Source organism: Cloacibacillus sp. (assembly GCF_020860125.1).
Classification (GTDB): domain Bacteria; phylum Synergistota; class Synergistia; order Synergistales; family Synergistaceae; genus Cloacibacillus.
Genome location: NZ_JAJBUX010000040.1, coordinates 76,725 through 91,762, shown reverse-complemented (window position 1 = coordinate 91,762; position 15,038 = coordinate 76,725). Strand labels below are relative to the sequence as shown.

14 protein-coding genes are annotated in these 15,038 nt (G+C 55.6%); 2 read left to right on the top strand and 12 right to left on the bottom strand.

Annotated elements, in window-relative coordinates; genetic code table 11:
- Window positions 1-181: 181 nt before the first annotated feature.
- The 8 genes from LIO98_RS05455 to LIO98_RS05420 form a co-directional block, all read right to left on the bottom strand.
- Window positions 182-409, bottom strand: a complete 228-nt coding sequence (locus tag LIO98_RS05455) for a hypothetical protein (RefSeq protein ID WP_291953892.1) — start codon at window positions 407-409, stop codon at window positions 182-184.
- 104 nt (window positions 410-513) lie between these two features.
- Entirely contained in the window at window positions 514-1,506 is a 993-nt protein-coding gene (locus tag LIO98_RS05450; protein ID WP_291953891.1) for a mechanosensitive ion channel family protein, read from the bottom strand.
- A gap of 142 nt (window positions 1,507-1,648) precedes the next feature.
- Window positions 1,649-2,578 (bottom strand): peptidyl-prolyl cis-trans isomerase, encoded by a 930-nt coding sequence (locus LIO98_RS05445; RefSeq protein ID WP_291953889.1) that lies wholly within the window; start codon window positions 2,576-2,578, stop codon window positions 1,649-1,651.
- A 107-nt stretch (window positions 2,579-2,685) separates the two neighbouring features.
- Window positions 2,686-5,160, bottom strand: coding sequence for an ATP-dependent Clp protease ATP-binding subunit (locus LIO98_RS05440; protein ID WP_291953887.1), 2,475 nt, complete (start codon window positions 5,158-5,160; stop codon window positions 2,686-2,688).
- Complete coding sequence (locus tag LIO98_RS05435; protein WP_291953885.1) at window positions 5,160-5,660, bottom strand: UvrB/UvrC motif-containing protein; 501 nt, start codon at window positions 5,658-5,660, stop codon at window positions 5,160-5,162. The genes LIO98_RS05440 and LIO98_RS05435 overlap by 1 nt, the downstream gene beginning before the upstream one ends.
- A gap of 11 nt (window positions 5,661-5,671) precedes the next feature.
- Window positions 5,672-6,157 carry a CtsR family transcriptional regulator gene (locus LIO98_RS05430; RefSeq protein WP_066744857.1) on the bottom strand — a complete coding sequence of 162 codons (486 nt, stop codon included), beginning with the start codon at window positions 6,155-6,157 and terminating at the stop codon, window positions 5,672-5,674.
- Window positions 6,158-6,317: 160 nt separating this feature from the next.
- Entirely contained in the window at window positions 6,318-6,737 is a 420-nt protein-coding gene (locus LIO98_RS05425; protein ID WP_291953881.1) for an OmpH family outer membrane protein, read from the bottom strand.
- A 192-nt stretch (window positions 6,738-6,929) separates the two neighbouring features.
- Window positions 6,930-7,856 carry a LysR family transcriptional regulator gene (locus tag LIO98_RS05420; RefSeq protein ID WP_291953879.1) on the bottom strand — a complete coding sequence of 309 codons (927 nt, stop codon included), beginning with the start codon at window positions 7,854-7,856 and terminating at the stop codon, window positions 6,930-6,932.
- A 134-nt stretch (window positions 7,857-7,990) separates the two neighbouring features.
- Here LIO98_RS05420 and LIO98_RS05415 point away from each other — a divergent pair, with 134 nt between their 5' ends.
- Both LIO98_RS05415 and LIO98_RS05410 read left to right on the top strand, forming a co-directional pair.
- On the top strand, window positions 7,991-9,202 hold the full coding sequence (locus LIO98_RS05415; RefSeq protein ID WP_291953878.1) for a cation:proton antiporter: 1,212 nt from the start codon (window positions 7,991-7,993) through the stop codon (window positions 9,200-9,202).
- A gap of 112 nt (window positions 9,203-9,314) precedes the next feature.
- On the top strand, window positions 9,315-10,235 hold the full coding sequence (locus LIO98_RS05410; protein ID WP_291953876.1) for a PfkB family carbohydrate kinase: 921 nt from the start codon (window positions 9,315-9,317) through the stop codon (window positions 10,233-10,235).
- Window positions 10,236-10,268: 33 nt separating this feature from the next.
- On the opposite strand, the gene LIO98_RS05405 is transcribed toward LIO98_RS05410, so the two are convergent.
- Genes LIO98_RS05405 through LIO98_RS05390 form a run of 4 tightly spaced genes read right to left on the bottom strand, consistent with a single transcriptional unit; the run spans window position 10,269 to window position 15,029 of the window.
- Window positions 10,269-11,558: an adenylosuccinate synthetase gene (locus tag LIO98_RS05405; protein WP_291953875.1), complete on the bottom strand. Its 1,290-nt coding sequence runs from the start codon at window positions 11,556-11,558 to the stop codon at window positions 10,269-10,271.
- Window positions 11,558-12,565, bottom strand: a complete 1,008-nt coding sequence (locus tag LIO98_RS05400; protein WP_291953874.1) for a divergent polysaccharide deacetylase family protein — start codon at window positions 12,563-12,565, stop codon at window positions 11,558-11,560. Before LIO98_RS05400 ends, LIO98_RS05405 begins: the two co-directional genes overlap by 1 nt.
- A 12-nt stretch (window positions 12,566-12,577) precedes the next feature.
- Window positions 12,578-13,783 carry a S41 family peptidase gene (locus LIO98_RS05395; protein WP_291953873.1) on the bottom strand — a complete coding sequence of 402 codons (1,206 nt, stop codon included), beginning with the start codon at window positions 13,781-13,783 and terminating at the stop codon, window positions 12,578-12,580.
- Window positions 13,784-13,808: 25 nt separating this feature from the next.
- A complete protein-coding gene (locus tag LIO98_RS05390) occupies window positions 13,809-15,029 on the bottom strand; it encodes a peptidoglycan DD-metalloendopeptidase family protein (RefSeq protein ID WP_291953871.1) in 1,221 nt (406 codons plus the stop codon).
- Window positions 15,030-15,038 lie beyond the last annotated feature (9 nt).

Sequence of the window (15,038 nt, the reverse complement as noted above, 5' to 3'; positions counted from 1 at the left end):
GGATAAAGTAAGAAAAAAGGACAGATAAAAGACAATGAAAGGGCGCGGGCGAAAGAGCCGCGCCCTTTTCATACGTACAGACCGCCGCGCAAAAACCCAAAAGCCGCTGGCCCCCGGGTCAAGCCCGGGGAGACGGAATAAAGGCAAGACGTTATTTATATATTGGCAGGAAAAGGATAAATTACGGTTTAGCTTTCAGCTTATCGATGATAAACGGCATTTTTTTATTAAAGCCTTCCTCTTTGAGGAAGGTGGATCGCCGCCGCTTTTGCGGCGAGACGGAAGGAGTGTTGCTCTGTTTGGCGCGGAAGCCGCGCCAAACAGAGCCCGCGGCAAAAGCCGCGGGAGAACATAAGGCCAACTCTCCCTCACCCCGCTTCGCGTGGAGCTCCCTCAGAGAGGGAGCCAAAAACCTGTGCTAAACCGCCGTTTATCGTCTCTGTATTTATCTCCGGCTTTTTTAGCGTTTCAGTGCGGCTGCCCCAGCCGGAGCTTCCGTCAGCCGGGATATTTTCAATTTCCCTGCCGCTGATTCCCCGTTTCAGGAGGTTTCTGCGCGGAGCGCAGCTCCTGTGATTTAGCGATCTCCGCGAGAACGGCGGGATCGGAAGATTCAAGGTAGTTGCTGACCGCCGGGTAGGCGAATTTGATTCCCGCATCCGTGTAGCGCTTGTGCAGCTCTTCGCGGAATCTGTACCCCACCCGCCACTGGTAGCCGGGGGCCGTCTTTATGAAGCAGCGGAATTTGATCCCGTTCTGCGCGTACTCGGTGATGCCGTTGAATACCGGGTCGGGGAATATTTTCGGATCTCCCTGTTTGACGGTCTCATCGGCAAGCTCCATCAGTATTTTCTTCGCCGCGTCATAATCGCCCTCGTAGGGGATCGTCACGTAAATGGCGGTGTAGGACCAGTCTTTCGTGTAATTTATGACGTCCTGAATGGTGCTGTTGGGGATTATGATGAGGTTCCCCTCAAGGCTGCGCAGGCGCGTAAGGCGCAAAGTGAAGTGCTCGACGGTACCCTGGTAGTTCCCTATCTGTATCCAGTCGTTTACATTGTATTGGTCTTCCACGATTATCAGCACGCCGTTGATGAAGTCGCGGATGAGGTTCTGCGCGGCGAGCGATATGCCCAATCCGGCGATACCGATACCGGCGAGGATGGGTTTTATATTTATGCCGATGGCGTTAAGGACGACAAAGCACATCACCGTGGCGAGCAGCACGCGCAGCATCTGGGTCGTTAGCTGCCGCAGTGTGGACATGCGGTACATCAGCCAGGCGCGTCGAATTTCATCGTCCTTGTAGACGGTATTCCGCGTGCGCTCACCGGCGACCTGGAAGATATGCATCATAAGATATGGTATGGCTTTATCGATAAGATACCATACTAGGAGGATAAAGAGGATAAAAAGTATCGTCGCCATATCCTTCAGAAGAAGTTCGAGGAACATTTCGCCTCTGTATTCAAGAAATTGTTTGTGATAGCCGGTAATAGCATCCATAATAAATCTTCCTCTGCAAAATTATTCGCGCCCTGTATATTGTAACTGATAATGAAGAGGGTAAATCGGTAATATATTCGTAAAAAGGGGCCGGCAACCGTTAAGATCGCCGGCCCCTTCTAAGTTTCTATATATGCTGACGTTATTTAGCCGCGTTGTCCGCTGGCTTATCTTCCGCTGGAGCCTCCGGCGTCTTGGCCGCGGGAGCCGCTGGAATACCGCCGAGGTTCTCAAGGGCCTTTTCGTTGATCTCGATTTTCACTTTTTTTCTGAGATCTTCAAGTTCCTTCGCGATGTAGCTCATCTGCAGACGCTGCACGATCTCATCTTTAGCCTCTTCAAATGTGAGCTGCTTTGAGGGACGGCGCTCAAGGACTTCAAGCACATGCCAGCCGAGGTCGGTTTTTATTGGGCCGACAAGCGAATTCGGACGGGCGGTCTCTATCGCCTTGTCGATGGATTCCGGCATCACACCCTTCTCCATCCAGCCGAGGTCGCCGCCGCGCGAGGCCGTATTGGTGTCGCGGCTGAATTTCTCGGCGGTCTTGGCGAAGTCTTTATCTTTGAAGATATCGAGGATCGCGTTGTTGGCGTCTTTCTCCGACGAGGTCAGGATATGGCGGAGGTGTGTGGCGGGCGCCTGGATGAATTCCTCTTTGTGCTCCGCGTAGTACTTCTTCACCGCCTTGTCGCTCATATCCCATTTCTTGCTGATCTCCTGGAGATATGCCTCCAAGAGGAGCTGCATACGCTGCCATTTGAGCTTGAGCGCCACATCCTCGCGATCGGCGAGTCCGCTGATGCGCGCGCCCTCGGCGAAGAGCATCGCGTCGGCCATCTGTTTCACCATCTCAACGCGCTCGGCAAGGGTCGCCTGTGTGAGCATGAGGCCCACCATCATCGGGTTGCCGCTCGCGCTGCTCTGGAGCACCTCGACGACTTCACCCGGCTTCAGCGATTCGTTGCCGACAATTACCGCAGTCTCATCAGTAGCGGCAAAGGCCGATACGGCTACCGCGGAGACAGAGAAGACGACAGCCGCCCCCATGACAAGTTTCTTTCTTAATGACATTCAAAGTTCCTCCCTGAGTTATTATTAGACGTTCCTCAACTCGCATAATGCTACCACAAAAAATAAAATCCGAGGGCGGTTAATTTACCGCCCCCGGATTTTTATCGCTAATTTTTACCGCAAATCTGGAAATTCAATGATTCTCCGTCGCGGCTTACCGTGATTTTATCGCCATGTGAGATATTACCCTCCAACAGGCGGTTGGATATCTCGTCCTCGATCATCTTCTGGATCGTGCGCCGCAGCGGACGCGCTCCGTATTTCGGGTCATATCCCTTGTCGAGGATCAGCGTCTTGGCCTCTTCGTCAACATCAAGCTCGATATGGTTTTCATTGGCGCGTTTTTTCACCTCTTCGAGCATGATGTCTACGATTTTTACAAGCTCGGGACGTCCGAGTGGCTCAAAGACCAGTATCTCGTCGATACGGTTGAGGAACTCCGGCCGGAAGGCCTTCTTCGCCGCCTCCCGCACCGTATCCTTCATCCGCCGCGCATCCGCCACGCTCTGTTCCTCCGCGCCGCCGAAACCGAGGGAGCGTCCGCCCATATTGTCGGATACGCCGACGTTGCTGGTCATGATGACGACGCAGTTGCGGAAGTCGCTGACATGGCCGTGGCCGTCGGTCAGCCGCCCGTCCTCAAGCAGCTGGAGCATGATGTTGAATACGTCGGGATGCGCCTTCTCTATTTCGTCGAAGAGTACGACGGAATAGGGCTTGCGTCGGATCGCCTCCGTGAGTTTGCCCCCCTCCTCAAAACCGACGTATCCGGGGGGCGCGCCGATGAGCTTAGCGGCCTCATGGCGTTCCATGTATTCGCTCATGTCCATGCGGATCATCGCATCTTCGCTGCCGAAGAGGAATTCCGCCAGCGAACGCGCGAGCTCCGTCTTGCCGACTCCCGTAGGGCCGAGGAAAAGGAAACTGCCGACAGGACGTTTGGGGTCTTTCATGCCGCTTCTCGCGCGGCGCACGGCACGCGCCACCGCGTGAAGGGCCTCCTCTTGGCCGACCATGCGGCGTTTGAGTTCATCCTCCATACGCAGCAGTCTGCGGCTCTCCTCTTCTGTAAGCTGCGTCACCGGAATACCGGTGCTCTCCGCGACGATGGAGGCGATATCTTCCGGCTTTATCTCGGGAGTGATCTTGTTGCGGGACTCCGTCCATTCACGGCGCCACTGTTCGCTCTGTTCCTTCGCCTTGCGCTCCTCGTCGCGCAGATAGGCGGCCTTTTCAAATTCCTGCGAGGCGGCCGCCTCTTCCTTTTCTTTACGAAGGTCGTCGATGCTGCGCTCCAGCGCCTTGAGTTCGTCGGGGATTTCAAGGGTGTTGATGCGCGCGCGCGCCGAGGCTTCGTCGATGAGATCTATCGCCTTATCGGGAAGGAACCTGTCCGTAATGTAACGCTTAGAGAGCGCCGCCGCCGTCTCAAGGGCCTCGTCGGTGATACGCACGCGGTGGTGTCCCTCGTAGCTGTCGCGCAGCCCCTTGAGGATCAGCACCGTCTCCTCCTCCGTAGGCTCGTCTACCTGTACGGGCTGGAAGCGGCGCTCCAGCGCGGCGTCTTTCTCGATGTATTTCCGGTACTCGTTTATCGTCGTAGCGCCGATGACCTGGAACTCGCCGCGCGAGAGGCTCGGCTTGAGGATGTTCGCCGCGTCCACCGCCCCCTCAGCGCCGCCGGCGCCGACGATGGTGTGGATTTCGTCGATGAAGAGGATGATGTTTTTCGTCTCGCGTATCTCTTTTACGAGGCGGCGCATACGTTCCTCAAATTCGCCGCGGTATTTCGTGCCCGCGACGAGGTTTGCGACGTTGAGCTGCATCACGCGCTTACCCTTGAGTATCTCAGGGATGTCGCCGGTGAATATCCTCTGCGCGAGCCCTTCGGCGACGGCCGTTTTGCCCACGCCCGGCTCGCCGATCAGCACAGGATTGTTTTTTGTGCGGCGCGAAAGTATCTGCACCACGCGCTGGATCTCCTTCACCCGTCCGATAACGGGGTCCAGTTCGCCGTTCTTCGCCATCAGGGTGAGATCGATGGCCAGCTGGTCAACCGTCGGAGTCTTTGATGGCGCGGCGCCGCGCGTCCTGCCCCTAGGGTCCTCGGGCTGTCTCGGCGGCTGCTGTCCGCGCTCCGAGGCCATCCCGCCCATCTGCTCCGCGACAAGCCGCCGGCAGTTATCGAGCTCAAGGCCGTGCGAGGCCAGAAGCCGCGCCGCCATTCCCTCGCCCTCCGCGAGGATCGCGAGGAAGATATGTTCCGTACCGATATAGTTGACGCCCATCCTGCGGGCTTCGCGCATCGCCAGATCCATCACGCACTTCGCGCGCGGGCTCATCGGCAGGTCCACCTGGCCGTAGCGCGGAGCGCCGATTCCGGCAAACTGTTCGATCTCTTTCACCAGCACATCCGGCGTAACGTCATGATCCGCCAGTATCTTCGTAATGAGGCCGTCGTTGTCGTAGAGCAGCCCCAGAAGGACATGCTCCGTCCCGATCACCTCATGGCCCATACGCAGGGCCTCTTTCTGCGCAAGCTGAAATACGCGCTTGCCCCGTTCTGTAAAGTTGTGCCACATTATAATTCACTACCCTGGGTCATATTAGATTTCCTCAACTCCGCCATTCTGTCGCGAAGCTGCGCCGCGTATTCGTAATTTTCCGATTTGACGGCCGCTTCCATCTTCTTTGAGAGTTCCGAAAGCTCTTCCTCCGCCGTCATAACGCGCGCGGAGGCATCTTCCTCTTTTTCTTCCGCAACAGGAGGAACGCTTTGGGACTCTGTGTGTCCCTCAAACATCGAATCCGGCAACACTCCGCCGCAGTGCGGACAGAGGCGTGCCGCCCTCTTTCTGGTGTAGGCGCCCCGCAGCGCTGGGATCACCAGCTCCTTGAAGGCCTCTTCTATATCCATCAGCCCCTCGACTGAGAAGGACATTTTCAGCAGATTCGAGACGTCATCCAGATGTAGATGGGCTTCCGCGCATTCCCGGCAAAGGTGCTGTACCTGCCGCTCTCCGTTCACCACATTGACAAGATGGATCTCCGCGCGTCTGACTTTACACTGTTCGCATAACATGGCAACGCCTCCTAACTAAGCGCAAGGCTCGTAAGTAACTTTTTCAACAGGTCAGCCCTCATGATCTCCCGTTTATAGATGGAAATATCATAAAGGGTGCGCCCGTATTCCTCCTGACTCCGCAGGGCGACTTCGATGAGAAGCCTCTCTCTGGCGGATATCAGCTTCCTGTTCTGCAGGTTCATAAGCAACCGCTTAGACTCCTGCTCCGATATCTTATTGCCGATAAGGTCCTCAAGATGCAGAACCTCCTCGTCACAATTTTTAAATGTCAGCTGCACCACGCGGATGTAACCGTGGCCTCCGCGCTGGCTTTCGACCAAAAATCCGTTCTCCGGCGCGAATCTGCTTCTCAGGACATAATTTATCTGACTTGGAACGCATTCAAAGAGTTCCGCGAGATCTTTTCTGCGAAGTGAAATGGTGCCTCCGCCATTCTCTTCAAGCAGCTGTCCGATATACTCTTCTATTTTCCTCGTAAGACTCGATGACGACAATGTCTTCACTCCGTTTCTCTGATTTTGGACAAAGGCCCGCCTGAATTTAACCAATAATGATTATATATTAATGGTCAATATAAGTCAATCATAGTCAAAAAGACAAAGTAAAAGCCGCCCCGCAAAGGGCGGCGCGCGTATTCAGCCTATTTTACAGCTGTTACTTCTTAAGGGCGTTGACGACGTCCTGTGTGAGATCGATGCCGCCGTAGTAGACAAGCGCCTTGTTTACCACGATCGTGACGCCCTTCTGCTTGGCAACTTTCGCGATCGTGTCGTTCACCTCTTTGAGTACAGGATTCATCAGCTTTGCCTCTTCTTCCCGCATTTCAAACTGGAGGTTCTGAACTATTTCGCTCTTTTTCTTCTCGTCGCTCTCCTTGTCAAAGGCAGCCTTCGCTGTGTTTGACTTCTTCTTGCCAAGCTCGTCAAGCTGTTTCTGAGCCTGCTGGAACTTCGAGAACTGCTGCAGCACTCCCATATCGTCTACGTAGCCAACTGTGTCATCCGCCGCGTATGAAATCGCGCCGAACGCAAAAAGCGCTGCTATGGCAAGCAGTAATGCCGCTGTTTTCTTCACCTTATTACCTCCCGCGTAAATACTGATATCACTGATATTCCCATATTCAATGACGCACAAAGAAATTTTATCTCTCGAAGCGGATATTGTCCATAGCGGAGCCGCACTTTCGCCGCGCGGTATTTAGGTCCCCGCCTACGGTAAAATCAAATAGCGCGAAACAGCCGGATAGGACCAGACTTCCGGATGGCGTCAGGCGTCCGCCGCGCTGTTTACGCCCAGTTCGTAGAGCCGCGAAGTCTCGGCGTAGGTGCGGGCGATGTCGCGCAGGATGTCGCGGTGTTCAAAGTCTTTATTGCAGACGATATTTATCTCCCGTTCCATGCTGAGGTTCTCGACGGGCAGCACCGTGATCTTTCCTTTCCGCAGTTCGTCAAGGCAGACGCTCCTCGCGAGGATCGATACGCCGAAGCCGCGCCGGATGAGGTCCTTGATGGTCGCTATATTGTTGACCTCGAGGATGACGTTGAATTCGTCGATCGAGATATTGAGGCTCTCAAGGTGCGACACAAAGAGGTTGCGTGTGCCGGAATCCGGCAGGCGCAGGATCATCTTCTCTTTTTTCAGCTCCTCGATGATGATGATCCCATGTTTCGCGAGCGGGTTGTCATTCGAAAGGGCGGCGACAAGGAGATCCGTGTCAAGGTGCACGGTCCAAAAACCGCCCTCTACGCACTTGCCCTCGACGATGGCGATGTCCACCTCGTAATTTTTGAGTTTCTCATAGAGGTTGTTTATCGTATCGGTGACGACCGTCATCTTAACACCGTCGTTAATGCTGCAGTACCGCGCGAGAGCCTCGGCGATCTGGTTGCTCTCCGAGGTATGGGTGATGCCGACCGTTATCAGTTTGAGGAAGCGTTTTTCCTCGTGGATATTTTTGCGCAGTTCGTCATACATATTGGTGAAGCGCTTCGCGTAACGCAGAAGGATCTCTCCCTCCGCCGTCAGCCGCAGCTCCCCCTCTTTGCGGTGGAATATTTTTATACCGAACTCATGTTCAAGCTGTTTCACATGCTGGCTCACCGCCGGCTGCGTGAGCGAAAGCTCGGCGGCGGCGCGTGTGAAGCTCATGGTCTCGCAGACCTTTATCAAGGTTCTCACCTTCTGGTCAAGCATTCTCTTTACCTCCCACAGATATAACAAAATTTTATCACATATAAATATTTCATAATTTTACTTTATTCTTTCCTTCGATATAATATCACTAAACATTCAAATTATTCAATATTTATAGAGGGGAGGTTGACGCGATGGCTGTCATAGCTATCCATACGCATACGTCTACATTGGTACTTTTATCTCTGTCACTGATTCTTTTCGCGGGATTTTTCGCCACGAGAATCACGAAGCTTTTCAGGCTTCCCAACGTAAGCGGATATATCATCGCGGGGATGCTCATCGGTCCTGGAATGCTGCACATCATCCCGGAGGCGACGATCGAGAACCTTAGCTTCATCAGCGATGTCGCGCTGGCCTTCATCGCTTTTGACGTCGGCAGGTTTTTCAAAAAGGAGGTCATCTGCGGCAGCGGTACGAGGGTGGTCGTGATAACTATTTTCGAGGCTCTCGTCGCGGGAGTCGCCGTCTCTGTCGCGATGCGCTTCATGTTTTCTTTTTCGTGGGATTTTTCACTGCTTCTCGGCGCGATCGCGACGGCGACAGCCCCCGCAAGCACGCTGATGACGATCAACCAGTATGGCGCGAAGGGAGAGTTTGTGAACACGCTGCTGCAGGTGGTCGCCTTTGACGACGCCGTATGCCTCTTCGCCTTTACGCTCGCGACGGCCTTTATCGGCATCAGCGGCAACGAGGGCAAGGGGATTGTCAATCTCTTAACACCGCTCTTCTTCAATCTCCTGGCCCTCGCCCTCGGCTTTCTGAGCGGCCTCGTCCTTAAGAGGATGATCACGGAGAAGCGCAGCAGTGAAAACCGGCTGATCCTTGTAATCGCATTTTTGCTTGCGATCTCCGGCACCTGCGTGGTCCTCAATGTCTCGCCGCTGCTCTCCTGCATGCTTTTTGGCGCGGTCTATATCAACCTCACCGAGGACAGGGAGCTCTACAGGCAGATAAATAATTTTTCGCCGCCGATCATGTCCACCTTTTTTATCTACTCCGGCATGAGCCTAGATTTAGGCAGCTTAAAGGCCTTCGGCGCGGCGGGCGTGGTCTATTTCCTGATCCGCATCGCTGGAAAGTACGCGGGAGCCTATGCCGGCTGCGCGCTCACCGGCAGCGCCTGTAAGGTGAAGAATCTGCTGGGGCTCGCGCTGATATCGCAGGCCGGCGTCGCCATCGGCCTCGCCTTTCTCGCCCAGCGCATCCTGCCGCCGGATATGGGCGACATGCTGCTGACGATAATCCTTGCCTCTTCGGTGCTCTACGAGCTCGCGGGGCCTGGCGCGGCTAAGTGCGCGCTTGTACTTTCGGGCGAGATCCCCGGCACTCACCGGAAGGAATAGCTAAAGGATCAATACTGGGACGGCGGGAAATAATTATCATTACGTTTTCTATAATTCACGGCGTTGTGTTAATATTTAACGCGTAAAGAACGCCGTGAAGGAGAATTTATCTATGTCTGCAGAAACCGTCGTCTTTGGAACCGTATTTATGGACTGTAAGGGCTTTGCCGCCTACCGCTATGACCCGCTGGGGAGAAATGTAGGCTCGGTGAGATTTATCCACGGCGGCGTCGGACGCAACGTCGCGGAGGACATGGCGGCCATCGGCGCAAAGGTCTCGTTCGTCTCCTCCGTCGACGGCAACGGACTCGGCATCGAGGTGCTCAACAGGCTGGAAGACGAGGGGATCGACGTCAGCCATGTGCGGCGCGCCGCCTCTTCTGGTATGGGATTATGGCTTGCGGTCATGGACCAGAACGGAGATCTAGCCGCCTCCATCTCGCAGATGCCGGATCTTTCCATTATGGAGGAGATCGTCCGGGAAGAGGGCGAGTCGATCGTCGCCGGCTGCCGAAACGTCGTCCTTGAGCTTGATCTCAACGATTATATTTCAACAGCGGTCCTCTCACTCGCGGAGAGGTATAACAAAAAGGTCTACGGTATAACGGGAAATATGGAGGTCATTCTCCGCAACCGTGCTATGCTCGGCGGCCTTGCGTGTTATATCTGCAATGAGACGGAGGCTGGACGGCTTTTTGAAAGGGAGGTCCACGCGCGGGAGCCTGAACAGGTGCTCACTCTGCTGCGCGGATACGTCGACGCCAACAGTCTTAAATCAATGGTGGTGACTTTGGGAGAATACGGCTCCGTATACTATGATGCCGTCTCGGGGGAATTTGGCTTTTGTTCCTCCATAGAAACGAAAGTAACAGACTCAAGCGGCGCGGGCGACGCCTTTTTCGCGGGAACCACGGAGGCGCTGATAAGAGGCTTTTCCCTGCGTCAGGCGGTAGGCTACGGCACCAGGCTTGCTTCGTGGATAATAGAGGTGGCGGAGCCAACGCGCGCGCCTTTGCCCGAGAGTTTGTTTTAGCGGCTTCGCCGCTTTTGCCTTCCCGCCGGCCGGTTAATTTATCCTGTAAAGGGCATTGCCCCACTGAGTTCCAAGGCCGGTCCAGATGACGCGCAGCCCCATAAAATCCTCGATAAAACGGATATAGGCCTGAGCCTGCGGCGGCAGCAGATTGAAGTCGGTGCATCCCGGCAGCTCGTTGCGCCAGCCTTCAAAAGCGGCGTATACCGGCTCGGCGGCGGCGGACTCTTCGGCGGTGAGGTCGCCGCTTGTGCGCAGCTCTCCCCCTATCATGTAGCCGGTGCATATTTTCAGCTCGTCTATCCCCGTAAGGACGTCGAGCTTCGTCACGGCTAGAAGGTCCGCGCCGTTGATCTGCGCGGCATATTTAAGCGCCGGCAGGTCAAGCCAGCCGATGCACCTTGGCGTCTCCCCTATTTTGTCGTATTCGCTGCCGCGCGTCCTGATAAAGGCGGCGACGGCGCTCTTATCCTCCGTGATAAATGGACCGGCTCCGCTTTTCGTGCAGTAGGCCTTCACGGCGCCGATTATCCGCAGTGAGGCGTTATGGCGCAGCCCCGCGCTGAGAAAGGCCGCGGGGGCGATGGTCGTCCCCGGCAGGACATAGGGATAGATACCGCAGTTGAGATCGTTGAGGCTGCCGCTGCAGCCTTCGAAAAGGGTGCCGATGTTGCGCTCCACAGCCCTGGAGACTGCCTCGTCCACCGGTCCGATATAGGGCAGGAGCCGCTGCCCCTCTTTCATTATCTTAGTGAAGAGTTTATCGGGGTCCATCGGCTTTTCGCTGTATATCTTTTCAAAGTATTCGTTTTTTATCTTGAGGTTCAGTTCAAGCCTCTCGCGCAGCCGCTCCGGAGCGAGCAGGTCCCCCGCCCTGATTCCTAGGCGGCGCACGTTGTCCGTGACCGCGTGGCCGTAGCCGCGCTGTTCCATCGTGCGGTTCAGATCATGGCCAAGCAGGCGTCCGGCGAGGACGTCGAGCCTTTTATGATAGTCAAGGATCAGCGGGCAGCGCGGGCTGATGAGCAGCCGCGAGCAAAATACTCCCGCCGCTGTGAGTCCGGCGATCTCCTCCGCTATCTTCTCAAGGTCAAGGGTCACACCGTGGGTTATAACACAGAGCTTCCCTGCGTGGTGAATGCCGCAGGGCAGGTAGTCGAGCGTAAAATGTTCGCCGCCGGCGGTTATCTCGTGCCCTCTGGATGCGGAACCATGAAACCGCACGATGACTTCAGACCGGTTCGCGAAAAAGTCAAGCAGCCGGTTCTTACCCTCCTGGCCCCATTGCAGGCCAACGACGATGTTATTTTCGGAGGAGACCATCAGATACCCCCTTCCGGTTCAGCAGAGCTCTCTTTCATGAGTTTGAGCATTTCGGGGATCGTTACCAGCTTCACGGGCAGCTCTTTGTAGTTTTTATTAAGCTCTTCCAGAAACATCACCGTAGATGGGCGGAAGTGGCATATTACGACCAGCGAGCCCCGCCGCTGGGCATTCTTTACGATCTCGCGGAAGCGGGCGGCAATGGCGTTTTTGTCGGCGGTGTTGTCCAGAAATCCGCGGTTTTGCACAGAGGGGACCCCCGCCGCCACAGCGGTCTGGTAGGCGACGCTCTTGCCCGATGTACGGCTGTCGGCGAAAATGAGGCCGCGCTCTTTAAGCTCCGCCATCACAGGCTCCATCAACTTGGAGTCGGCGGTGGCGAGCGAACCGCGGTGGTTGTTTATGCCAACGACGCCGGGCAGCGAATCTAGGGCGGCGGCGGTCTTCTGCCGGACTTCATCCGCGTCCATACCTTTGCCGATTATATACTGCGAACTGTCCTTGTCTATCTCAGCCTGCATCGGCAGGTGCAGCAGGCAGGGAATCCTCTTGGACTTAGCAAGCTCCAGAGTATCTTTTGAATGGCGCAGATATGGCATTATCGCCCAGGAGAGCGGAATGTCCAGAGCCGCGACACGTTTTGTATATTCCATCTGCCCGCCGCCGTCGTCGACGATGAGGGCAAGCAGCGGCACGGGGCCGCCGTATTTTTCATCCACCACCTGCGGTTTTTTGTTTGCGGGACTGTCCTCTTTTTCTTTTTTTTGCGTATCAAGAGAAACCACGGCGACATCGGCCGAAGCGGACGGCTCCCTGTCTTTCAGCTTCGCGTCCGCGCTCCTGTCGGCGCTGACGGCGACAGTGCCGCTGTCCTGCGGTTTTTCGGCGACCGGAGCGCCGAGGCGTCCGGCTGCCACATATATAAGAGCCGCGATAAGGAGCAGCAGCAGCGCCAATCTTATTACGCGGGAGCCGCCGCGCCCCTCTTTTCGGTAATGCTTACCCATCTGGGCGCCGTCCTATTTTTTCTCTTTGATCTTCTGCTTGAGCACGCCGAGCGCCTTCTGAAGCTGTTTGTCCTCTTTCTTGTCCTTTTTAGGTTCTCCCTCGACCTTTATGTCGGGCTGGAGTCCTTTGTGATCCAGGACAAAGCCGGACGGCGTGTGATAGCGCGCGATCGTCACATAGATACCGGAGCCGTCGGGAAGGTTGAAGAGCGTCTGCACCGACCCCTTGCCAAAGGTTTTCATACCGACGATGGTACCGCGCTTGTGATCTTTGACAGCGCCGGCAAATATCTCGGCGGCGCTCGCGCTTCCTTCGTTTACGATAACCACGAGCGGAAGGTTGTTCGCGCGCCCCTCTTTAGCGTAAAGCGTATCGTTGGCCTTCTCAAAGCGGCCCTTCATGCCGACGACCACACCTTTGGGAATGAACTGCGAGGTTACGTCGACACAGACGTCGAGAAGCCCCCCTGGGTTGTTGCGAAGATCCATAATGATGCCCTTCGCTTTCTTGTCCGTCGCCTTTTTTATAGCGGCGCGCAGCTCCCCGTCAGTCTTGAGGTTGAAGTGATTCAGCTTTATGTAGGCGACGCCGTCGTTAAGCATCTCCATGCGCACAGTCTTGATCTTGATAATCTCACGCACGATCTTCACCGGTATCAGCTTATCAACGTTCTTGCGGCGTATCTGGATGGTCACCGGTTTGCCCGCGGGGCCGCGCAGCATCTTCACGACTTCGTCGCTGTCCATCCCCATAACGTTTTTGTCATCGACTTTGATGATCTCGTCGAGCGGCTTGATTCCGGCGCGGTCGGCGGGTGTATCCTCGATGGGGGCGATGACTATAGTGCGTCCGTCACGCGAGGCCATGTAGATGCCAAGGCCGCCGTACTCGCCCTCCATCTCCATGTTTTCCTCTTCAAGGGCCTTCGGTTCCACAAAGCGCGTATAGGGATCGTCAAGGGATTCGACCAGCCCCTTGAGCGCGCCGTAGTACATCTTCATGTCGTCGACCTTGCCCTTTTTGTCGCCGTCCACCTGATAGGTGGAGAGTGCCAGCTTCACCTGTTTCATTATTGCCAGCTGCTGCGGTGTGAAGGGCAGGCTCTTTTCCCAGTCGGCGCCCACCGCCTGGGGAATTTTATAGAGAGAGACGCAGAGGAGCGCCCCTATCAGCATCCCCGCGGCGATGTTCAATATCTTCGATCTCAAATCTATCACGTACCTTTCTTTTATCTTTGTTCTTTTACTTATTGAGGTACTTCAGCGGGTTGACCGCATTGCCATTCACGCGCACCTCAAAGTGCAGATGGTTGCCGGTCGCGACGCCGGTCGAACCGACACGGCCAATCACCGTCTGGCGAGTCACCTTCGCGTCCTCCGTCGTCTCTATCTTCGAGAGGTGGGCGTATACGGTGGTAAGATTTCCGCCATGGTCGACGATGACCACCTGGCCATATCCGCGCATCCAGCCCGTATAGAGGACCTCGCCCGGATCGGCGGCTTTGACCGGCGTACCCTTCGGGGCGGCTATATCAAGTCCCGTATGGGTTATCTTCGTCTTAAAGACAGGATGCACACGCGTACCGAACTGGCTGGTTATCGTTCCCTGTACCGGCCAGGCAAGGCGTCCGCCCTTATAGTAGTTCGGCGTTGGCGTGACCGGCTTTCCCTGCCTTCTGTTCGCCTCGTCGCGCAGACGTTTTTTCTCGGCCAGCAGTCTTTTTATCGCCGCCTGCATCTCCTGCGAGGCTCTTTGCAGCTCGGCCTGTTCGGCCATGAAGAGCTTCTTGTCCCTGCGGACCTTGGCGAGCAGCTCATTGCGCTCGTCGGCGGCGCTCTTCAGCTCCTTGTTCTGCTGTTTCAGCTCGTTGGTCTGTCCTTTGAGACGCAGATGCTCCTTACGCAGCTCTTCCTGCGTCATCGTCAGGCGGCGCTTCTGCTCTATAAGGTCGTTGATGAGCTTCTGGTCCTGCTCCGCGATCTTACCCAGAAGGTAAGAGTTCGCAAGCGCATCCTCCGCCCCCTGCGATGAGAGCAGGAGGTTGAACTCGGCGACGCCGCCGTATTTGTAAATGTTTATGAGCCGCTTTTTAAGTATCTCCTGAGCGGCGCTGATGTTTTTATTAGCTTCCTTTATATTGTTTGAGAGGGCGAAGATGTTGTTCTGCACCTTTCTCATCTTGAGGCTCACGACGTTGACCTTCTGCTGGGTCACCGTTATCTTCTGGCTCAGGACGCCGATCTGCTGCGTGACGTTCTTTTCCTTGCGCTGCGTCTCTTTGATGTTTTTGCTTACCTTCGACATCTGACTCTGTATCTTCTGATACTCGCGCTCCTGCTGCTTTATCTCCGCCTCTATCTGGGCCGCCGTCTTCGCCGCGGCAAGTGTCGGCAGCGGAGCGCAGAGCAGCACCGCTGCGGAGAGGAACGCTATCAGCCGGACTTTTTTTGTTTGGATGCCCATAACTAGCGC